The sequence below is a fragment of the Pseudomonas sp. B21-048 genome (assembly GCF_024748615.1).
In the GTDB taxonomy this organism is placed as follows: Bacteria; Pseudomonadota; Gammaproteobacteria; order Pseudomonadales; family Pseudomonadaceae; genus Aquipseudomonas.
On sequence record NZ_CP087168.1, the window covers coordinates 396,266 to 417,345 of the forward strand.

At 59.7% G+C, this 21,080-nt stretch carries 14 protein-coding genes; 13 read left to right on the forward strand and 1 reads right to left on the reverse strand.

The window, feature by feature from the left end:
• Nucleotides 1-12 precede the first annotated feature (12 nt).
• Both LOY56_RS01855 and LOY56_RS01860 read left to right on the forward strand, forming a co-directional pair.
• Nucleotides 13-813: a thermonuclease family protein gene (locus LOY56_RS01855; protein WP_258619251.1), complete on the forward strand. Its 801-nt coding sequence runs from the start codon at nt 13-15 to the stop codon at nt 811-813.
• 183 nt (nt 814-996) lie between these two features.
• The gene (locus tag LOY56_RS01860; RefSeq protein ID WP_258619252.1) at nt 997-2,265 is read left to right on the forward strand and encodes a malic enzyme-like NAD(P)-binding protein; all 1,269 of its coding nucleotides are present in this window, start codon (nt 997-999) and stop codon (nt 2,263-2,265) included.
• A 244-nt stretch (nt 2,266-2,509) separates the two neighbouring features.
• On the opposite strand, the gene LOY56_RS01865 is transcribed toward LOY56_RS01860, so the two are convergent.
• Complete coding sequence (locus LOY56_RS01865; RefSeq protein ID WP_408980368.1) at nt 2,510-4,954, reverse strand: penicillin-binding protein 1A; 2,445 nt, start codon at nt 4,952-4,954, stop codon at nt 2,510-2,512.
• Nucleotides 4,955-5,172: 218 nt separating this feature from the next.
• Here LOY56_RS01865 and LOY56_RS01870 point away from each other — a divergent pair, with 218 nt between their 5' ends.
• The 11 genes from LOY56_RS01870 (at nt 5,173) to hemE (ending at nt 20,981) form a co-directional block, all read left to right on the forward strand.
• On the forward strand, nt 5,173-6,237 hold the full coding sequence (locus LOY56_RS01870; protein ID WP_258619254.1) for a pilus assembly protein PilM: 1,065 nt from the start codon (nt 5,173-5,175) through the stop codon (nt 6,235-6,237).
• Nucleotides 6,237-6,800, forward strand: coding sequence for a PilN domain-containing protein (locus tag LOY56_RS01875; protein WP_258619255.1), 564 nt, complete (start codon nt 6,237-6,239; stop codon nt 6,798-6,800). The genes LOY56_RS01870 and LOY56_RS01875 overlap by 1 nt, the downstream gene beginning before the upstream one ends.
• Nucleotides 6,797-7,420 carry a type 4a pilus biogenesis protein PilO gene (gene pilO, locus LOY56_RS01880; protein ID WP_258619258.1) on the forward strand — a complete coding sequence of 208 codons (624 nt, stop codon included), beginning with the start codon at nt 6,797-6,799 and terminating at the stop codon, nt 7,418-7,420. Before LOY56_RS01875 ends, pilO begins: the two co-directional genes overlap by 4 nt.
• Nucleotides 7,417-7,944, forward strand: coding sequence for a pilus assembly protein PilP (locus LOY56_RS01885; RefSeq protein WP_258619259.1), 528 nt, complete (start codon nt 7,417-7,419; stop codon nt 7,942-7,944). Before pilO ends, LOY56_RS01885 begins: the two co-directional genes overlap by 4 nt.
• A gap of 13 nt (nt 7,945-7,957) precedes the next feature.
• The gene (gene pilQ, locus LOY56_RS01890) at nt 7,958-10,033 is read left to right on the forward strand and encodes a type IV pilus secretin PilQ (protein WP_258619260.1); all 2,076 of its coding nucleotides are present in this window, start codon (nt 7,958-7,960) and stop codon (nt 10,031-10,033) included.
• 4 nt (nt 10,034-10,037) lie between these two features.
• Nucleotides 10,038-10,556, forward strand: a complete 519-nt coding sequence (gene aroK / locus LOY56_RS01895; protein WP_258619262.1) for a shikimate kinase AroK — start codon at nt 10,038-10,040, stop codon at nt 10,554-10,556.
• 150 nt (nt 10,557-10,706) lie between these two features.
• Nucleotides 10,707-11,807, forward strand: coding sequence for a 3-dehydroquinate synthase (aroB, locus tag LOY56_RS01900; protein ID WP_258619264.1), 1,101 nt, complete (start codon nt 10,707-10,709; stop codon nt 11,805-11,807).
• Between the two features lie 10 nt (nt 11,808-11,817).
• Nucleotides 11,818-13,419: an SPOR domain-containing protein gene (locus LOY56_RS01905; RefSeq protein ID WP_258619268.1), complete on the forward strand. Its 1,602-nt coding sequence runs from the start codon at nt 11,818-11,820 to the stop codon at nt 13,417-13,419.
• A 349-nt stretch (nt 13,420-13,768) separates the two neighbouring features.
• A complete protein-coding gene (gltB, locus tag LOY56_RS01910; protein ID WP_258619269.1) occupies nt 13,769-18,214 on the forward strand; it encodes a glutamate synthase large subunit in 4,446 nt (1,481 codons plus the stop codon).
• Between the two features lie 127 nt (nt 18,215-18,341).
• Nucleotides 18,342-19,760, forward strand: a complete 1,419-nt coding sequence (locus tag LOY56_RS01915; RefSeq protein ID WP_192346761.1) for an FAD-dependent oxidoreductase — start codon at nt 18,342-18,344, stop codon at nt 19,758-19,760.
• A 153-nt stretch (nt 19,761-19,913) separates the two neighbouring features.
• Nucleotides 19,914-20,981 carry a uroporphyrinogen decarboxylase gene (hemE, locus tag LOY56_RS01920; RefSeq protein WP_258619271.1) on the forward strand — a complete coding sequence of 356 codons (1,068 nt, stop codon included), beginning with the start codon at nt 19,914-19,916 and terminating at the stop codon, nt 20,979-20,981.
• The last annotated feature ends 99 nt before the right edge of the window (nt 20,982-21,080 follow it).

Consider the following 21,080-nt stretch of genomic DNA (forward strand, 5'->3'; position numbering starts at 1 on the left):
TTGAAAGGCCCGATGGGCTTTTCCTTGCTGATGAAAAAGGCGTCCCTCGCGGGCGCCTTTTTTGTGTCCGCGATTTGGCTTTCCGCTGCCCAGGCCTTCTGCCCGGCGCCGAGCGGGCTGACGTCGGTCGCGGTGCAGCGGGTGGTGGATGGCGACACCTTGCGCCTGCGCGATGGCCGCAGTGTGCGAATGATCGGTTTGAACACGCCGGAGCTGGGCAAGCAGGGGCGTTCCGACGAACCGTTCGCCGTGGCCGCGCGCAAACGCCTTGAAGCTCTGGTGGCCGCCAGCGATGGGCAGGTCAGTTTGCTGCCAGGTAAAGAAAGCAAAGATCATTACGGCCGGACTCTGGCCCATGTCTATGGCGTCGATGGGGCCAACCTCGAAGCGCAAATGCTTGCTGAGGGCCTCGGTTTTCAGGTGGCGGTAGCACCGAATATCGATTTGGTCGCCTGCCAGCAAGCGGCAGAGCGCAGTGCGCGTCGGGCCGGTCTTGGGCTGTGGCGACAATCACCTGTACTGAAAGCGGAGCAGATCAGCGCGTCCGGCTTCGCCATGCTCAGTGGTCGTGTGAGCAAGGTTCAGCGCAATCGCGGCGGGGTTTGGATCGAGTTGCAGGATTCGGTTGTATTGCGGGTTGCACCCAATATGCTGGACCAATTCGATGTTGCATCGCTTGAACAGCTCAAAGGCAAGCAAATCGAGGCTCGTGGCTGGGTGGTGGATCGTTCGCGCCGCGGTGGGTTGAAACCGGGACAGGCGCGCTGGCTTCTGCCGCTGACCGATCCGGCGATGTTGCAGGCGGCGCCGTAAGAAAAACTTGTAGACATTTTTTCTATCGATTGTGAACAGTCTATCCCTTGTGTTCCGTGGCTCTTGGCCCAAAGTCGTAGGGCCGGGCGCTTGACAGGGGTGACTGGTCAGTCTTGTGAGGACTTTGCGAGGCGAGTATCCTCGGCGGTCCGTCTGTCCAACAGTAAAAAGCGGAATGCCCCTATGTCTGATTTGAAAACTGCCGCTCTCGAATATCACGCCCATCCCCGTCCAGGGAAGCTGAGTGTCGAGCTCACCAAGGCCACCGCTACCGCCCGCGATCTGTCGCTGGCCTACAGCCCCGGCGTAGCCGAACCAGTACGCGAAATCGCCCGCGATCCTGAACTGGCCTACAAATACACCGGCAAGGGCAACCTGGTTGCAGTCATTTCCGATGGCACCGCGATTCTCGGCCTGGGTAACCTGGGCCCATTGGCTTCCAAGCCGGTTATGGAAGGTAAGGGCGTATTGTTCAAGCGCTTCGCCGGCATCGACGTGTTCGACATCGAAGTCGACTCCGAAAGCCCGCAAGCCTTCATCGACACCGTCAAGCGTATTTCCATCACCTTCGGTGGTATCAACCTGGAAGACATCAAGGCACCTGAGTGCTTTGAGATCGAACGTGCTCTGATCGAGCAGTGCGATATTCCGGTATTTCACGATGATCAGCACGGCACCGCGATCGTGACCGCGGCCGGCATGATCAATGCCTTGGAAATCGCCGGTAAAACCTTGCCAGAAGCCAAGATCGTCTGCCTGGGTGCCGGCGCTGCCGCCATCTCCTGCATGAAGTTGCTGGTGAGCATGGGCGCCAATATCGAAAACATCTTCATGGTTGACCGTACCGGCGTGATCCACTCCGGCCGTGACGACCTGAATCAGTACAAGGCTGTCTTCGCTCACGCGACCGAGAAGCGCACCCTGGCTGACGCGCTGGATGGCGCCGACGTATTCGTCGGTCTGTCGGGCCCGAACCTGTTGAGCGCTGAGAACCTGCTGCGCATGGCGCCGAACCCGATCGTGTTCGCCTGCTCCAACCCGGACCCGGAAATCGCCCCGGAACTGGCCCACGCCACCCGTAACGACGTGATCATGGCCACCGGCCGTTCGGACTACCCGAACCAGGTCAACAACGTACTGGGCTTCCCGTTCATCTTCCGTGGTGCCCTGGACGTTCGCGCCAAGCGCATCAACGAAGAAATGAAAGTGGCTGCCGCTAACGCCCTGCGTGAACTGGCCAAGCTGCCAGTGCCTCAGGAAGTGTGCGATGCCTACGGCGGCATCAAGCTGGAATTCGGTCGTGAGTACATCATTCCGAAACCAATGGATGCCCGTCTGATCACCCTGATCTCCGATGCCGTGGCCAAGGCTGCGATCGAGACCGGTGTGGCGACCCTGCCGTATCCGAAGAACTACCCGCTGAAGAGCGTGGATGACGTGTTCAACGGCTAAGCCGTTGTAGCGCTTCAACCAAAAGCCCCGGCTCACTCTGAGTCGGGGCTTTTTTGTATCTGAGAGTTTGATCGTTCCCACGCTCTGCGTGGGAATGCCTCAAGGGACGCTCCGCGTTCCAGCTTTAGAAAGGGACGCGGAGCGTCCCGGGCTGCATTCCCACGCAGAGCGTGGGAACCATCGGCAGGCCAAAAAAAGCCCCGCTCTTCTTTCGAAGGCAGGGCTTTTGGGTGTTGCTACACGATCAGAACAAATCGATCGGCGCCGCCTCATCCGCTGGCAACGGGCTGCCCGGCACATTGCCGTTACCCAGCTCGTTCACCGACGGTGGCGTGTCTTCGGCCTTGAACAGTTCGAAGTAGGCGCCTGGCGTGCCAGGGCTGGCTGCACGGCCGCTGACGGGGTCAACCCGCAGGCTGAGGATGCCTTCCGGCTCCGCCTGGGTGTGAGGCGGCTTGTCTTTAAGGGCCGCCGCCATGTAGTTCATCCAGATCGGCAGGGCCACGGTGCCGCCGAACTCGCGTTTACCCAGGCTTTCCGGCTGGTCGAAACCGGTCCAGACGGTGGTCACGTAATCGGCGTTGTAACCGGAGAACCAGGCGTCCTTGGATTCGTTGGTGGTGCCGGTCTTGCCCGCGATGTCGCTACGGCCCAAGGACAGCGCGCGGCGGCCGGTACCGAGTTTGATCACATCCTCAAGCATGCTGTTGAGGATGTAGGTGGTGCGGCCATCGACAATGCGCTCGGCCACGGCTGGTGTTTGTGGTGCTGGCAGGGTGCTCGGTGCTTCGCCTGGAATGGCGTTGACTGTGAAGGTGTTGGAGGCCGGCACGGCGATGCCATCGCTGGCGACGGCGCCTTTTGGAACGCTCGGCGGGTTGGCAACAAACAGCGTGTCGCCGTTGCGGCTTTCGATCTTGTCGATGATGTACGGGGTGATCTTGTAGCCGCCGTTGGCGAAGGTGCTCCAGCCGGTGGCGATTTCCATGGGCGTCAAGGTTGCGGTGCCCAGGGCCAGAGACAGGTTGCGCGGCAGGTCCTGCTTGTTGAAGCCGAACTTGCTGATGTAGTCGATGGTGCGGTCGACACCCAGCGCTTGCAGCAGGCGAATCGACACAAGGTTGCGCGACTTGTAGAGCGCTTCACGCATGCGGATCGGACCGAGGAAGGTGTTGGTGTCGTTCTTTGGACGCCAGACCTTGTCCAGGTATTCGTCAACGAACACGATCGGTGCGTCGTTCACCAGGCTGGCGGCGGTGTAGCCGTTGTCCAGGGCGGCGCTGTAGACGAACGGCTTGAAGCTCGAGCCCGGCTGACGCTTGGCCTGCATGGCGCGGTTGTAGTTGCTCTGTTCGAAGGCGAAACCACCGACCAGCGAACGAATGGCACCGTTCTGCGGGTCGAGGGAAACCAGTGCGCCTTGAGCCTGCGGAATCTGGCTGAATTTGAGCGAACCGTCTGGCTGACGTTGCACGCGAATCAGATCACCGACCTGCGCGACATCTGACGGCTGCTTCGGATTGGCGCCCATGCTGTTGGTGTTCAGGAACGGACGAGCCCACTTCATGGTGTCCCAGGCGACGTGCTCTTCGCCGGTACCCGTGCGGGTCAGCACCTGCACGCCGTTCTTGTCGACCTGGGTCACGATCGCCGGTTCCAGGCCGCTGATGATTCGCTGTTTGGTCAGCTCCTGAGTCCAGGCCTCTCGGGTTTTACCCGGCAGGCGTGACTCGGGGCCGCGATAACCGTGCCGTTGGTCGTAGGTCATCAAGCCTTCGTGAACCGCGGTGTTGGCCATCTCCTGCAAATTGCTCGGGACTGTGGTGGTGACACGAAAACCTTCGGTGTACGCATCGCTGCCATAGCGGCCGACCATTTCGGCACGGGCCATTTCGGCGACGTACGGCGCGTTCACTTCCGGAGTCGGCACATGGTAGCTGGCGTTCAGCGGCTCATTGATCGCAGTGGTGTAGTCGGCTTCGGTGATTTTGCCGAGCTTATACATGCGCCCCAGGATCCAGTCGCGACGCTCTTTGCTGCGGGTCGGATTGGCCAGCGGGTTGAAGCGCGACGGGGCTTTTGGCAGGCCGGCGATCATCGCCATCTGCGCCAGGCTGACGTCACGAATCGACTTGCCGTAATAGACCTGCGCTGCCGCCTCGATGCCGTAGGCGCGGTTGCCCAGATAGATCTTGTTGACGTACAGCTCGAGAATCTCGTCCTTGGTCAACTGCCGTTCGATCTGCAGGGCCAAGAGGATTTCGGTGGTTTTGCGCGAGAAGCTGCGCTCGCTGGTCAGGAAGAAGTTCTTCGCCACCTGCATGGTGATGGTGCTGCCTCCGGACTGAATGTGTCCGCTCTTTACCAGCTGGGTGGCGGCACGCATCAGGCTGCTGGGATCGACGCCGTAGTGGTTGGCGAAATTATCGTCTTCAGCACTTAGTAACGCATTGATGAAATTGGGGGGAATGTCGGCGAAACGGATCGGAGTACGGCGCATTTCGCCAAATTCTGCGATCAACTTGTTGTCGCTGCTGTACACCCGCAAAGGAATCTGCAACTGAATACTTCTCAGCGCCTCCACGGACGGCAATCCAGGGCTAAGGTAAAGAAAGGCGCCGCTCAGACCCAGAAGCAGTCCGCAGAAAACGGCGACGATGGACCAACCGAAAAATTTCAGCAGACGAATCAAGGCTTTTGGATATCCAGGGCAAAGAATGAATTAGGCATCAGGGTTCAGGCTATACAAAGAGTGACCCGCGCTTGCAGTGAAAGCGGAAAAAACGCTCGGCATTATAAGCATTTTTCCGTCGGGGGCGTCATTTGCGCTTCTGTCAAGACGGGGGGTATTGAACGCAATGGATATTACAGAGTCCGTAACTCACGGATAGTCATAGGGAATTGGTAGTGCTAGGACTCTTCAATAAAAAAGCCAGTGCGCTTCTGGGGATCGACATCAGCTCCACGTCGGTGAAGCTACTGGAGCTAAGTCGCCAGGGCGACCGCTATCGGGTCGAGGCCTATGCGGTCGAGCCGCTGCCCGCCAGTGCCGTGGTCGAGAAAAATATCGCCGAGCTCGAAGGCGTGGGGCAGGCCCTTGCGCGTGTGCTGCTCAAGGCCAAAACCAGCCTCAGGAACGTTGCTGTGGCGGTGGCCGGTTCGGCGGTGATCACCAAGACCATCGAGATGGATGCCGGTCTTTCCGACGACGAGATGGAAAACCAGCTGAAGATCGAGGCCGATCAATACATCCCTTACCCACTGGACGAAGTGGCGATCGATTTCGAAGTGCAGGGCGTATCGGCGCGCAACTCCGAGCGGGTCAATGTGCTGCTGGCGGCCTGTCGCAAAGAAAACGTCGAAGTTCGTGAAGCAGCTCTGGCCCTGGCCGGATTGACCGCGCGAGTGGTGGATGTCGAAGCTTATGCTCTGGAGCGATCGTTCGGCCTGCTGGCAACCCAATTGGCTGCTTCCCAGGAGCGTCTGACCGTGGCGGTTGTCGATATCGGCGCCACCATGACCACGCTGAGCGTGCTGCACAACGGGCAGATCATCTACACACGCGAACAACTGTTCGGCGGCCGTCAACTGACGGAAGAGATCCAGCGTCGTTATGGCCTGACGGTCGAGCAGGCGGGGTTGGCGAAGAAGCAGGGCGGTTTGCCGGACGATTACGTCAGCGAGGTGTTGCAGCCGTTTCGGGAGGCGTTGGTGCAACAGGTGTCGCGTTCGCTGCAGTTTTTCTATGCCTCCGGTCAGTACAACTCGGTCGATCATATCCTCCTGGCCGGCGGGACCGCTTCGGTTCCCGGGCTGGATCGATTGATCGAGCAACGACTGGATACGCCGACCCTGGTGGCCAATCCATTCTCCGACATGACCCTGAGCAGCAAGGTCAACGCCGGTGCCCTGGCGGCCGATGCCCCGGCACTGATGATCGCCTGCGGGCTGGCTCTCAGGAGTTTCGACTGATGGCGCGGATCAATCTATTGCCCTGGCGTGAAGAGTTGCGCGAACAGCGTCGCAAACGCTTTTTGCTGGTGTTGGTCGGTGTGTTGGTGGGGACGGTGGGCGCGCTGATGATCACGGACCAGGTCATTAACGGCGCCATTAATGAGCAAGTGGCGCGTAACGATTACATCGGCAAGCAGATTGCCGTGGTCGATGAGCGGATCAAACAGATCAGCGATCTGAAGGCACGTCGACAGCAACTCGTCGAGCGCATGCGCATAATTCAGGACCTGCAAGGCAACCGGCCGATCAGCGGGAGGATTTTCGATCAGTTGGCGCGTACTTTGCCCGACGGGGTTTATTTCACTGAAGTGAAAATGGTTGGCAAAACCTTGTCCGTCACCGGCGCGGCGGAATCCAACAATCGTGTTTCGGATTTGATGCGTAATCTTGATGCTTCCGACTGGTTCGATGCGCCCAACCTCACTGAAGTCAAATCGACCACCGCCGGCCAGCTGGATCAGGCCAATGTTTTTCAATTGACCGTCCGTCAGACTCAGCCCGTAGCGGGGGTCGCTAAATGAAGCCGTCCGAATGGTTTGAAGGGCTACGCCAGATCGACATCAACGATCTGGACACCAACAACATAGGTTCCTGGCCGGCCGCGATCAAAGTCCTGGCCAGTGTCCTGCTCATGGTTCTGGTGCTGGCCCTGGGCTACAGCTTCTTGATCAGCGATCTGCAAAACCATCTCGAGCTCAGACGAGAGGAAGAGTCGACGCTCAAGGAGCAATTTGCGACCAAAGCTCACATGGCGGCTAATCTGGAGCTGTACACCCAGCAGATGAAGGAAATGGAAAACTCCTTCGGCATGCTGCTACGGCAATTGCCCAGCGACACCGAAGTCCCCGGCCTGCTGGAGGACATCACTCGTACCGGTCTGGGCAGTGGCCTGGAGTTCGAAGAAATCAAACTGCTCCCGGAGACCGCGCAGCAGTTCTACATCGAGCTCCCTATCCAGATCACCGTCACCGGCGCTTATCATGACCTGGCCACTTTCGTCAGCGGCGTGGCCGGGTTACCGCGGATCGTCACCCTGCATGACTTCGACCTGGCGCCGGCCACCCCCGATGGCGGTCCGAAATTGCGCATGAGCATCCTGGCCAAGACCTATCGCTACAACGACAAGGGGTTGCAGAAATGAGCCCGATTCGTTGCGTGTCGATGATTATGTGCCTGGTCGCCCTGGCTGGTTGTGGCGGCGGCAATGACTTCAGCGATCTGGACGCTTACCTGAATGAAGTGCGCCTGCGTGCGCCCGGCAAGATTGAACCTACGCCGACATTCCAGTCTTACCCGACATTCACCTACAACGCTGCCAACCTGCGTAGCCCCTTTTCCCGACAGGTCAGAGTCGATCTGGCCGGCCAGAAGCATGGCTCGCGTAACGTCAAACCTGACCCCGATCGGGTCAAGCAGTACCTCGAAGGTTTCAACATCGAGCAATTTGAAATGGTCGGCACCCTCTCCAATGCAACCGGCTCCTTTGCGCTGCTGCGCGGGGCGGGTGGCGTGCATCGGCTGAAAGTCGGCGATTACCTGGGGCGTAACGATGGGCGGATCGTCGCCATCAGCGGTTCGCAAGTCGACGTGGTCGAAATTGTTCCCGATGGCGAAGGTGCCTGGCTGGAGCGGCCGCGGACCATCCCTTTGAAAGAGCACTCATAGTGGAACTCGAATAATGAACAGGATTTTTTCAACCTTCGGTATTTCGCTATGGATAGCGTTTCTGTCGCCGATGGTTCAGGCGGCCAGCCTCAAAGCGCTGGATGTCGCTGCGCTGCCCGGTGACCGTGTCGAGTTGAAGTTGTCGTTCGACGGGCCGCCGCCGCAACCCCATGGTTACACGACGGAGCAGCCTGCGCGGATTGCGCTGGACCTGCCGGGGGTCACCAGTCAGCTGGCGAACAAGAATCGCGATCTGGGCGGCGGCAATGCCCGCAGTGCCACGGTAGTAGAGGCTAAAGACCGCACACGACTGATCATCAACCTGACTCAATTGGCCCCGTACAACTCACGCGTTGAAGGCAACAATCTGTTCGTGGTCGTCGGGCAGGGGGCGGGTAGCAAGGTGCCCAAGCCGATTACCAGCACCTCGCGTGCAGCCACTGCAGCGCCAGCGCCCGCCAGGGCCAATGCGCCCGTGGGCAAAGCCATCCGGGGCGTGGACTTCCAGCGCGGCACCCAGGGTGAGGGCAATGTGGTCATCGATCTGTCGGACCCGTCCATCGCCCCGGACATCCAGGAGCGCGACGGCAAGATCATCGTCGGTTTCACCAAGACCCAACTGCCTGAACGGTTGCGTGTACGCCTCGACGTCAAGGATTTCGCCACGCCAGTGCAGTTCGTCAACGCCAGTGCCACGGGCGATCGGGCCACAATCAGTATCGAGCCCAGCGGCGCCTTCGATTATTCGACCTATCAGACCGACAACAAATTGACCGTCAGCGTCCGGCCGATGACCGTCGATGACTTGCAAAAACGTAACGCCGAACGCTTTGCCTACAGCGGTGAAAAACTCTCGCTGAATTTTCAGGACATTGATGTGCGCTCGGTTCTGCAACTGATTGCCGATTTCACCAACCTCAATCTGGTGGCCAGCGACACGGTGCAGGGCGGCATAACTTTGCGCCTGCAGAACGTGCCGTGGGATCAGGCGTTGGACCTGGTGCTGAAAACCAAAGGTCTGGATAAACGCAAGATCGGTAACGTGCTGCTGGTGGCACCAGCCGATGAGATCGCCGCTCGGGAGCGCCAGGAGCTGGAGTCGCAGAAGCAGATCGCCGAACTGGCGCCGCTACGTCGCGAGCTGTTACAGGTCAACTACGCCAAAGCCGCCGATATCGCCAAGCTGTTCCAGTCGGTGACCAGCGCTGAGGCGAAAATCGACGAGCGAGGGTCAATCACTGTCGATGAGCGAACCAACAACATCATTGCTTACCAGACCCAGGATCGGCTCGACGAACTGCGTCGCATCGTTGCGCAGCTGGATATTCCGGTGCGTCAGGTAATGATCGAGGCGCGCATCGTCGAGGCCAACGTCGATTACGATAAAAGCCTTGGCGTACGCTGGGGTGGTTCGGTGCAGAAGGGCAACTGGAACACGTCCGGGGTCAACGGCTCTTCGACCACCATTGGTACACCGGGCAGCACCAGTACCAATTCGCCGTTCGTTGACTTGGGGACCTCTGCCAATACCTCGGGGATCGGCATCGCCTTCATTACCGACAATGTGCTGCTGGACCTTGAGCTTTCGGCTATGGAGAAAACCGGCAACGGGGAAATCGTCTCGCAGCCCAAGGTGGTCACCTCCGACAAGGAAACCGCGAAAATACTAAAGGGCACCGAGATTCCCTATCAGGAAGCCAGCTCCAGCGGCGCCACCTCGGTGTCGTTCAAGGAGGCTTCTCTGTCCCTGGAAGTGACCCCGCAGATCACGCCAGACAACCGAATCATCATGGAGGTCAAGGTCACCAAGGACGAACCGGACTACCTGAACAAAGTGCAGGATGTACCGCCGATCAAGAAAAACGAGGTCAACGCCAAAGTGTTGGTCAACGATGGCGAGACCATCGTCATTGGCGGAGTTTTCTCAAATACTCAGAGCAAGGTTGTAGATAAGGTGCCATTTCTCGGTGATGTGCCGTATCTTGGCCGCCTTTTCCGGCGTGACGTGGTTTCGGAGAAAAAATCCGAGCTGCTGGTATTTCTCACTCCGCGTATCATGAACAATCAGGCGATTGCTGTGAGTCATTGATTCTGTGCGAAATTTGATTCTTGTTGGACCGATGGGGGCTGGAAAAAGCACCATCGGCCGGTTGCTGGCCAAAGAGCTGCGCCTGCCGTTCAAAGATTCCGATAAGGAAATTGAATTGCGCACGGGCGCCAATATTCCGTGGATCTTCGATAAGGAAGGTGAGCCGGGCTTTCGTGACCGCGAGGAGGCGATGATTGCCGAACTGTGCGCGTTCGATGGCGTGGTATTGGCGACCGGTGGCGGCGCGGTGATGCGCGAAGCCAATCGGCGGGCGCTGCACGCCGGTGGCCGGGTGGTCTATCTGCATGCGTCTGTCGAGCAGCAGGTCGGCCGAACGGCTCGCGACCGCAATCGGCCACTGTTGCGCACTGCCGATCCAGCCAAGACCCTGCGGGACTTGCTGGCGCTCCGTGACCCGCTGTATCGGGAGATCGCCGACCTGGTGGTGGAAACCGATGAGCGACCGCCGCGGATGGTGGTGCTTGATATTCTCGAGCGCTTGCAGCAGTTACCTCCACGTTAATGCGGGGCGCGAAATGCGCTATCCTCGGCGTCTTGTTGCAGCCGCTCAAGGTTGTGGTGGCTGGCTACCGAACGGCGTCACACCAGCAGACGTCATGAAATTCGTAAACTGAAGGCAGGATGCCTGATTCAATCTTCACTGTGGGGACACATGCAGACACTCAAGGTCGATCTAGGCGAGCGCAGCTACCCGATTCATATTGGCGAAGGTTTGTTGGATCAGCCTGAGCTGCTGGCACCGCACATTCGCGGGCGGCAGGTGGCGATCATCTCCAACGAGACCGTCGCGCCGCTCTACCTCGAGCGTCTGACTCGCAGTCTTGCGCAGTTCTCGGTGATTTCCGTGATACTGCCCGACGGCGAAGCCTTCAAGACCTGGGAAACCCTGCAGTTGATTTTCGACGGCCTGCTGACCGCGCGGCATGACCGCCGCACCACGGTAATCGCCCTCGGTGGCGGCGTGATCGGTGACATGGCCGGTTTTGCGGCCGCCTGTTACCAGCGTGGCGTTGATTTCATCCAGATACCGACCACGTTGTTGTCGCAAGTCGACTCCTCGGTGGGCGGCAAAACCGGGATCAATCACCCGCTGGGTAAAAACATGGTCGGCGCCTTCTATCAGCCCAACGTGGTGCTGATCGATACCGCCACTCTCAATACCTTGCCGCCCCGCGAACTGTCCGCCGGGCTGGCGGAAGTCATCAAATACGGGCTGATCTGCGACGAGCCATTCCTCACCTGGCTCGAAGAAAACGTCGATCGCCTGCGAGCGCTGGACCAGACCGCCCTGACTTACGCCATCGAACGCTCCTGCGCAGCCAAGGCTGCGGTGGTCGGTGCTGACGAGAAAGAGACCGGCGTGCGTGCCACGTTGAATCTGGGTCATACCTTCGGCCACGCCATCGAAACCCACATGGGCTATGGTGTCTGGCTTCATGGTGAGGCAGTCGCTGCTGGCACCGTAATGGCTTTGGAAATGTCTGCGCGCCTGGGCTGGATCAGCGAGCAGGAGCGTGATCGCGGTATTCGTCTGTTCCAGCGTGCCGGCCTGCCGGTCATTCCGCCGGAAGAGATGAGCGAAGCCGATTTTCTCGAACACATGGCAATTGACAAGAAAGTGATCGACGGTCGTTTGCGCCTGGTGCTGCTGCGCCATATGGGCGAAGCAGTGGTGACCGACGATTATCCGAAAGAGGTTTTACAGGCCACGCTGGGAGCGGATTACCGCGTCCTGGCTCAGCTTAAAGGTTAATAAGATCCCGATGACTAGTTTGCATGCCGACGAGGCGTTCCTCGGCCATTTTCAGTTAAGTCATGACCCTTTCGCTCCACGGGTGCCTGGCTTCAAGTTTTTCCCGGCCCAGCGCAAACCCGTGCTGGGGCAGCTGCATCATCTGGCCCGTTACAGCCAGTTGTTGCTGGTGGTGACTGGCCCTCAAGGCAGTGGCAAAACCCTGTTGCGTCAGGCCTTGGTGGCCAGCACCAACAAACAGTCAGTGCAGAGCGTGGTGGTTTCCGCCCGTGGTGCCGGCGATGCGGCAGGCGTGCTGAATCAGGTGGCTCAGGCGCTGAACATTGCCCAGGCTGAAATCGGCGCGATCCTGGCTCAAGTGGTACAGCTTGCCCTCACGGGGCAGGAAGTCTATTTGCTGGTGGATGATGCCGAGCAACTCGACGAGTCCGCGCTGGAAGCCTTGCTGGCCTTGGCCGCTGGTGCGCCGGAAGGTCGCCCGCACGTGTTCCTGTTTGGGGAGTCCTCGATGATTGCTCAACTTGAAGCCCTGAGCCTCGAGGAAGAGCGTTTCCACGTTATCGAATTGCAGCCTTACACCGAAGAAGAAACCCGCGAATACCTGGACCAGCGTCTCGAAGGCGCTGGCCGGGGTATCGAACTTTTCACCGCGGATCAGATCTCTGATATTCACGAAAGCTCCGACGGTTGGCCTGGCAACATCAATCAGGTCGCCCGCGATGCGATGATCGAAACCATGATTGCCAGCCGCTCAGCGGTGAAGCGTCCAAGTATGGGGTTCAACATGCCGAAGAAACACGTATTGGCGATTTCCGCCGTGGTCGTGGTCGCGGTCGCCGCCGCCTGGTTGATGCCGGGTCGCAACAAAGCACCGACCACTGGCGCGCCTGCCAACGAACAGGCGCAACTGCCGCTCGGCCAGGGTGCGCCACAACCTAACAGCGGCGGCGCGCCATCCGTCGAGTTCGCCGGTAATTCGCAACCGATGCCGTTGCCGTTGGTCGGCAATTCACAACCGGTCATGCGTGGTCCATTGGCCGAAGCCGCCGGTGGTATCACCGAAGGCGACGACGGCGTACCGGTCGAAGGTTCCAGCGCTATACCACCTACCGTGACCACCACCGCGCCGCCGGCAGGCGTACCGGCAGGACCTGCACCGACTCCGGCCGCCAAGCCGACACCTGCGCCGACTCAGATCGCCACCGCCAAGCCAGCGCCTGCGCCGGTTGCCAAGCCGGCGCCAGCCAAACCAGTCGCCGCCGTCAAACCTGCCGAGAAGCCAGCCGAGAAGCCGGCCGAGAAGGTCACCGTGGCCAAAGCCGCCGGTGGCAGCTGGTACGCAGGCCAGGCACCGGGTCACTACGTGGTGCAAATTCTTGGCACCAGCTCCGAATCAGCCGCACAGAGCTTCGTCAAAGAGCAGGGCGGCGAGTACCGCTACTTCAAGAAAGTGCTCAACGGCAAGCCGCTTTACGTCATCACTTACGGTAACTTCGCCAACCGCGATGCAGCCGTTACCGCCATCAAGGCCTTGCCAGCGAAGGTTCAGGCTGGTAAACCTTGGCCTCGCACTGTCGCCAGCGTCCAACAGGAACTGGCAACAACTCGCTGAAGATTCGGCGGCCTTACCCAGGCCGCCTCTCCAGGCACCTCAAAATTTCTGCAAGTGCGCGCTCCCCCAAGGGCGCGTGCCTTGTGGTGTCTGCGTCACAGTAGTTTTTGAGTCGTTGCGGTCAAAAATTAAAAAAGTTTTGACTAGCACGGCATATAGCTTTAAACCTTTCACAAATGCGACATAGATTTGCGACATTTCGTCGTCAAATTTGTGAGCCTCTGTGTCGGTGTGTACAATGACCTCCCTTTTGCCCCCGCAAAGCTGGCGTACGTTCGGCGTGGATGGTAACCGGTTGAATTGAAAAGAAATTTGCCTCGAAAAGAGGCAGCCTGGTGAGAAAGTGTCTATGAAAGCAGGTCTGTACCAACCAGATGAATTCAAGGATAACTGCGGTTTCGGCCTGATAGCCCATATGCAGGGCGAGCCCAGTCATACCCTTTTGCAAACGGCCATTGAGGCCCTGACCTGCATGACCCACCGCGGTGGGATCAACGCCGACGGCAAGACCGGTGACGGTTGCGGTCTGTTGATTCAAAAGCCTGATGTGTTCCTGCGTGCGATTGCCCAGGAAACTTTCGGCGTCGAACTGCCCAAGCAATATGCCGTGGGCATGGTCTTCTTCAACCAGGACCCGGTTAAAGCCGAAGCCGCTCGCGAGAACATGAACCGCGAGATCCTGGCCGAAGGCCTGCAACTGGTCGGCTGGCGCAAAGTGCCAATCGACACCAGTGTCCTCGGCCGCCTGGCCCTCGAGCGCCTGCCGCAGATCGAACAAGTGTTCATCGGTGGTGAAGGCCTGAGCGATCAGGACATGGCGATCAAGCTGTTCAGCGCCCGTCGTCGTTCGTCCGTGGCCAACGCCGCCGACGTCGATCACTACATCTGCAGCTTTTCCCACAAGACCATCATTTACAAAGGCCTGATGATGCCGGCGGACCTGACCGCCTTTTATCCAGACCTGAGCGACAAGCGCCTGCAAACCTCGATCTGCGTGTTCCACCAGCGCTTTTCGACCAACACCTTGCCGAAATGGCCGCTGGCGCAGCCGTTCCGCTTCCTCGCCCACAACGGCGAGATCAACACCATCACCGGCAACCGCAACTGGGCTCAGGCCCGTCGCACCAAGTTCACCAACGATCTGATGGATCTGGAAGAACTCGGCCCGCTGGTGAACCGCGTAGGTTCCGACTCCTCCAGCATGGACAACATGCTTGAGCTGATGGTCACCGGTGGCATCGACCTGTTCCGTGGCGTGCGGATGATCATTCCGCCTGCGTGGCAGAACGTCGAAACCATGGACCCGGATCTGCGGGCGTTCTACGAATACAACTCGATGCACATGGAGCCGTGGGACGGCCCGGCCGGCGTGGTAATGACCGACGGTCGTTACGCGGTGTGCCTGCTCGACCGTAACGGTCTGCGTCCGGCGCGTTGGGTTACCACCAAGAACGGCTTCATCACCCTGGCCTCGGAAATCGGTGTCTGGAACTACCAGCCTGAAGACGTGATCGCCAAGGGCCGCGTCGGTCCGGGGCAGATCTTTGCCGTGGACACTGAAACCGGTCAGATCCTCGATACCGATGCCATCGACAACCGCCTGAAGTCCCGTCATCCGTACAAGCAATGGTTGCGCAAGAATGCCCTGCGCATCCAGGCGACCATGGAAGACAACGACCATGGTTCGGCGTTCTACGACGTCGATCAGCTCAAGCAGTACATGAAGATGTATCAGGTCACGTTCGAAGAGCGCGACCAGGTGCTGCGTCCGCTCGGCGAGCAAGGCTACGAAGCCGTCGGCTCGATGGGCGACGATACGCCGATGGCTGTGCTGTCCCAGCGTGTGCGCACGCCGTACGACTATTTCCGCCAGCAATTCGCGCAGGTGACCAACCCGCCGATCGACCCGCTGCGCGAAGCCATCGTCATGTCGCTGGAAGTCTGCCTCGGCGCCGAGCGCAACATTTTCCAGGAGTCGCCGGAACACGCCTCGCGCGTGATCCTCAGCTCGCCGGTCGTTTCCCCGGCCAAATGGCGTTCGCTGATGAACCTCGACCGCCCAGGCTTCGAGCGTCAGATCATCGACCTCAACTACGACGAGAGCGTCGGCCTCGAAGCGGCGGTGCGCAATGTCGCCGATCAGGCTGAAGAAGCCGTGCGTGCCGGTCGCACCCAGATTGTGCTGAGTGACCGTCATATCGCCCCGGGCAAGTTGCCGATCCACGCTTCGCTCGCCACCGGCGCGGTACACCACCGCCTGACCGAAAAAGGCCTGCGTTGCGACTCCAACATTTTGGTGGAAACCGCCACTGCTCGCGATCCGCACCACTTCGCAGTACTGATCGGTTTCGGCGCCTCGGCGGTCTATCCGTTCCTGGCCTATGAAGTGCTGGGCGACCTGATCCGCACCGGTGAAGTACTGGGCGACCTCTATGAGGTGTTCAAGAACTACCGCAAAGGCATCACCAAAGGCCTGCTGAAGATCCTGTCGAAGATGGGTATCTCGACCATCACGTCGTATCGTGGTGCACAGTTGTTCGAAGCCATCGGGCTGTCCGAAGAAGTTTGCGACCTGAGCTTCCGTGGCGTGCCAAGCCGCATCAAGGGCGCGCGTTTCGTCGACATCGAAGCCGAGCAGAAAGCCCTGGCGGCCGAAGCCTGGAGCCCGCGCAAGCCAATCCAGCAAGGTGGCCTGCTGAAGTTCGTCCACGGTGGCGAATATCATGCCTACAACCCGGACGTGGTCAGCACCCTGCAAGCTGCTGTGCAGCAGGGCGACTACAGCAAGTTCAAGGAATACACGGCGCTGGTGGATAACCGTCCGGTGTCGATGATCCGCGACCTGTTCAAAGTCAAAACCCTGGACACGCCGCTGGACATCAGCGAGATCGAACCGCTGGAATCGGTGCTCAAGCGCTTCGACTCCGCGGGCATCTCCCTCGGCGCCTTGTCGCCGGAAGCTCACGAAGCCCTGGCCGAAGCCATGAACCGCCTCGGCGCGCGTTCCAACTCCGGCGAAGGCGGCGAAGACCCGGCGCGCTATGGCACCATCAAGAGCTCGAAAATCAAGCAGGTCGCCACTGGCCGTTTCGGTGTGACCCCGGAATACCTGGTTAACGCTGAAGTGCTGCAGATCAAGGTCGCTCAGGGCGCCAAGCCCGGCGAAGGTGGTCAGCTGCCGGGCGGCAAGGTCAACGGTCTGATCGCCAAGCTGCGTTACGCAGTGCCGGGTGTGACCCTGATTTCGCCTCCGCCACACCACGACATCTATTCGATCGAAGACTTGTCGCAGCTGATTTTTGACCTCAAACAAGTCAACCCGAAGGCATTGGTCTCGGTGAAGCTGGTGGCTGAAGCGGGCGTCGGCACCATCGCTGCCGGTGTGGCCAAGGCCTACGCGGACTTGATCACCATTTCCGGCTACGACGGCGGCACCGGTGCATCGCCACTGACCTCGATCAAATACGCGGGCGCTCCATGGGAACTCGGCCTGGCCGAAACCCACCAGACCCTGCGTGGCAACGACCTGCGCGGCAAGGTCCGGGTGCAGACCGACGGCGGCCTGAAAACCGGCCTCGACGTGATCAAGGCAGCGATCCTCGGCGCTGAGAGCTTCGGCTTCGGCACCGCGCCAATGATCGCCCTGGGCTGTAAATACCTGCGTATTTGCCACCTGAACAACTGCGCCACTGGCGTCGCGACTCAGAACGAGAAGCTGCGCAAGGATCACTACATCGGTACCGTCGACATGGTGGTGAATTTCTTCACCTACGTCGCCGAAGAAACCCGTGAGTGGCTGGCCAAGCTGGGCGTACGCTCCCTCGAAGAGCTGATCGGTCGCACCGATCTGCTGGAAATCCTCGAAGGCCAGACCACCAAGCAAAACCACCTGGACCTGACCCCGTTGCTCGGCAGCGATCATATCCCGGCAGATAAGCCTCAGTTCTGTCAGGTCGACCGCAACCCGCCGTTCGACAAAGGCCTGCTGGCCGAGAAAATGGTCAACCTGGCCACCTCGGCCATCAACGACATGAGCGGCGCCGATTTCGCCCTGGATATCTGCAACTGCGACCGTTCCATCGGCGCGCGGATCTCCGGTGAAATCGCTCGCAAGCATGGCAACCAGGGCATGGCCAACGCGCCGATCACCTTCCGCTTCAAAGGCACGGCGGGTCAGAGCTTCGGTGTGTGGAACGCCGGCGGCCTGAACATGTACCTGGAAGGCGATGCCAACGACTACGTCGGCAAGGGCATGACCGGCGGCAAGCTGGTCATCGTTCCGCCGAAGGGCAGCCTCTACAAGACTCAGGACAGCGCCATTATCGGCAACACCTGCCTGTATGGCGCCACCGGGGGCAAGCTGTTCGCCGCCGGTACCGCGGGCGAGCGTTTCGCGGTGCGTAACTCCGGTGCTCATACCGTCGTGGAAGGCACGGGCGATCACTGCTGCGAGTACATGACCGGTGGTTTCGTCTGCGTGCTGGGCAAGACCGGTTACAACTTCGGCTCAGGCATGACCGGCGGTTTCGCCTACGTGCTCGACCAGGACAACACCTTCGTTGACCGGGTCAACCACGAACTGGTGGAAATCCAGCGGATCAGCGGTGAGGCGATGGAAGCCTATCGCAGCCACCTGCAACGCGTGCTGAACGAATACGTCGAGGAAACCGACAGCGAGTGGGGTCGTAACCTCGCGGAAAACCTCGATGACTATTTGCGTCGTTTCTGGCTAGTCAAACCTAAGGCGGCGAGCTTGAAGTCTCTGCTCTCCAGTACTCGTGCGAGTCCGCAATAACGACGCAGTGGCAAGCCGCAAGCTTCAAGCGGCAAGCTCGAAGCAATGCGCGGTATGGCGGATTATTTTGATTTTCTTGCAGCTTCAAGCTTGCGGCTTGAAGCTGTCGTGTACGAGGTTTTGAAGAATGGCCGAACGTCTCAATAACGACTTCCAGTTCATCGATGTCGGGCGCAAAGATCCGAAGAAGAAACTGTTGCGTCAACGCAAGAAAGAGTTCGTGGAAATCTACGAACCGTTCAAACCCCAGCAATCGGCCGACCAGGCCCACCGCTGCCTGGGTTGCGGTAACCCGTATTGCGAATGGAAGTGCCCGGTGCACAACTTCATTCCCAACTGGCTCAAGCTGGTGGCCGAGGGCAACATCCTCCAGGCCGCCGAGCTGTCGCACCAGACCAACACCCTGCCGGAAGTCTGCGGCCGGGTTTGTCCCCAGGATCGTCTGTGCGAGGGTGCCTGCACCCTTAACGACGGTTTTGGTGCGGTGACCATTGGTTCGGTCGAGAAATACATCACCGACACCGCGTTCGCCATGGGCTGGCGCCCGGACATGTCCAAGGTCAAACCGACCGGCAAGCGTGTCGCGGTGATCGGCGCGGGCCCTGCCGGCCTGGGCTGTGCCGACGTGCTGGTACGTGGCGGCGTGACCCCGGTGGTGTTCGACAAGAACCCGGAAATCGGCGGTCTGCTGACCTTCGGGATCCCCGAGTTCAAGCTGGAAAAGACCGTGCTGAGCAATCGCCGCGAAGTCTTCACCGGCATGGGCATCGAGTTCCGCCTGAACACCGAAATCGGCAAGGACGTGACCATCGAGCAACTGCTCGAAGAATACGATGCCGTGTTCATGGGCATGGGCACCTACACCTACATGAAGGGCGGCTTTGCCGGTGAAGACCTGCCGGGCGTGCATGACGCGCTCGACTTCCTGATCGCCAACGTCAACCGTAACCTGGGCTTTGAAAAGTCGCCGGAAGATTTCGTCGACATGAAAGGCAAGAAGGTCGTGGTGCTGGGCGGTGGCGACACGGCGATGGACTGCAATCGGACCTCGATCCGTCAGGGCGCCAAAGCAGTAACCTGTGCCTATCGTCGTGACGAAGCGAACATGCCGGGCTCGCGCAAAGAGGTGAAGAACGCCAAGGAAGAAGGCGTGAAATTCCTCTACAACCGCCAGCCGATCGCTATCGTCGGTGAAGACCGTGTCGAAGGCGTGAAGGTGGTCGAGACCCGTCTCGGCGAACCGGACGCCCGTGGCCGCCGCAGCCCCGAGCCGATCCCGGGTTCCGAAGAGATCATCCCGGCTGATGCCGTGGTCATCGCGTTCGGTTTCCGTCCAAGCCCGGCGTCGTGGTTCGAGCAGTTCAGCATCCAGACCGACAGCCAGGGCCGCGTCGTAGCGCCGGAGCAAGGTCAATACAAGCATCAGACCAGCAACCCGAAAATCTTCGCCGGTGGCGACATGGTGCGCGGTTCCGACCTAGTCGTAACGGCGATCTTCGAAGGCCGCAATGCCGCTGAAGGGATCCTGGATTACCTGGGCGTCTAAACCCCCGCACTGATCGTTCCCACGCGGAGCGTGGGAACGATCTGGTGAGTGAAACCGCGACAAATTGACCCGATAGACAAAAGGATCGGCTCTTGCCGTGCCTTTTGCGTCGCGCTCTGAGAAAATGCCCGCACTTTTTTTCCGGATGCCGACATGACTGCCCTGAAGAACGACCGTTTCCTTCGCGCCCTGCTCAAGCAACCCGTAGACGTCACCCCTGTGTGGATGATGCGTCAGGCCGGTCGCTACCTGCCTGAATACCGCGCCAGCCGTGCCAAGGCCGGTGACTTCATGAGCCTGTGCATGAACCCGGCGTTCGCTTGCGAAGTCACGATGCAGCCGCTCGACCGCTACCCACAACTGGACGCGGCGATCCTCTTCTCCGACATCCTGACCATCCCCGATGCCATGGGCCAAGGTCTGTATTTCGAAACCGGTGAAGGTCCGCGCTTCAAAAAAGTCATCAGCACCCTGGCCGACATCGAAGCCCTGCCGATTCCTGATCCGCACAAAGACCTCGGCTACGTCATGGACGCGGTCAGCACCATCCGTCGCGAACTGAACGGCCGCGTGCCGCTGATCGGCTTCTCCGGCAGCCCATGGACCCTGGCCACCTACATGGTCGAAGGCGGCTCGTCGAAAGACTTCCGCAAGACCAAGGCCATGCTCTACGACAACCCGCAAGCCATGCACCTGCTGCTGGACAAGCTCGCACAGTCGGTCACCAGCTACCTCAACGGCCAGATCATGGCCGGCGCGCAAGCGGTGCAGATCTTCGACACTTGGGGCGGCAACCTCTCCGCAGCGGCCTACCAGGAATTCTCCCTGGCCTACATGCGCAAAATCGTCAGCGGTCTGATCCGCGAGCACGAAGGCCGCCAAGTGCCGGTCATCCTGTTCACCAAGAACGGCGGCCTATGGCTGGAAAGCATTGCCGACGCTGGCGCGGATGCGCTGGGCCTGGACTGGACTTGCGACATTGGCGAAGCCCGCCAACGCGTCGGCAGCAAAGTCGCCCTGCAAGGCAACATGGACCCAACCGTGCTCTACGCCAAGCCAGAAGCCATCCGCACCGAAGTCGGCCGGATCCTTGCCAGCTACGGCAAGGGCAGCGGCCACGTGTTCAACCTCGGCCATGGCATTACGCCGGAAGTTGATCCGGAACACGCTGGCGCCTTCCTGCGCGCGGTACATGAGCTGTCGGCGCAGTATCACGAGTAATCGTGGCCCAATAAAAAACGCCCGGCTTATGCCGGGCGTTTTTGTTTGTGGTTCAGAAAATGAGCAGTGGATGCAGTTCATTGTGGGATCGGGCTTGCC

What these genes read in the sequence shown, in the direction of transcription:
- LOY56_RS01905 (WP_258619268.1), top strand. Translation starts at nt 11,818, where the DNA reads ATGACTAGTTTGCATGCCGACGAGGCGTTCCTCGGCCATTTTCAGTTA.
- pilO (WP_258619258.1), top strand. Translation starts at nt 6,797, where the DNA reads ATGAAGCCGTCCGAATGGTTTGAAGGGCTACGCCAGATCGACATCAAC.
- LOY56_RS01915 (WP_192346761.1), top strand. Translation starts at nt 18,342, where the DNA reads ATGGCCGAACGTCTCAATAACGACTTCCAGTTCATCGATGTCGGGCGC.
- LOY56_RS01855 (WP_258619251.1), top strand. Translation starts at nt 13, where the DNA reads ATGGGCTTTTCCTTGCTGATGAAAAAGGCGTCCCTCGCGGGCGCCTTT.
- LOY56_RS01860 (WP_258619252.1), top strand. Translation starts at nt 997, where the DNA reads ATGTCTGATTTGAAAACTGCCGCTCTCGAATATCACGCCCATCCCCGT.
- LOY56_RS01885 (WP_258619259.1), top strand. Translation starts at nt 7,417, where the DNA reads ATGAGCCCGATTCGTTGCGTGTCGATGATTATGTGCCTGGTCGCCCTG.
- gltB (WP_258619269.1), top strand. Translation starts at nt 13,769, where the DNA reads ATGAAAGCAGGTCTGTACCAACCAGATGAATTCAAGGATAACTGCGGT.
- hemE (WP_258619271.1), top strand. Translation starts at nt 19,914, where the DNA reads ATGACTGCCCTGAAGAACGACCGTTTCCTTCGCGCCCTGCTCAAGCAA.
- pilQ (WP_258619260.1), top strand. Translation starts at nt 7,958, where the DNA reads ATGAACAGGATTTTTTCAACCTTCGGTATTTCGCTATGGATAGCGTTT.
- LOY56_RS01875 (WP_258619255.1), top strand. Translation starts at nt 6,237, where the DNA reads ATGGCGCGGATCAATCTATTGCCCTGGCGTGAAGAGTTGCGCGAACAG.
- aroB (WP_258619264.1), top strand. Translation starts at nt 10,707, where the DNA reads ATGCAGACACTCAAGGTCGATCTAGGCGAGCGCAGCTACCCGATTCAT.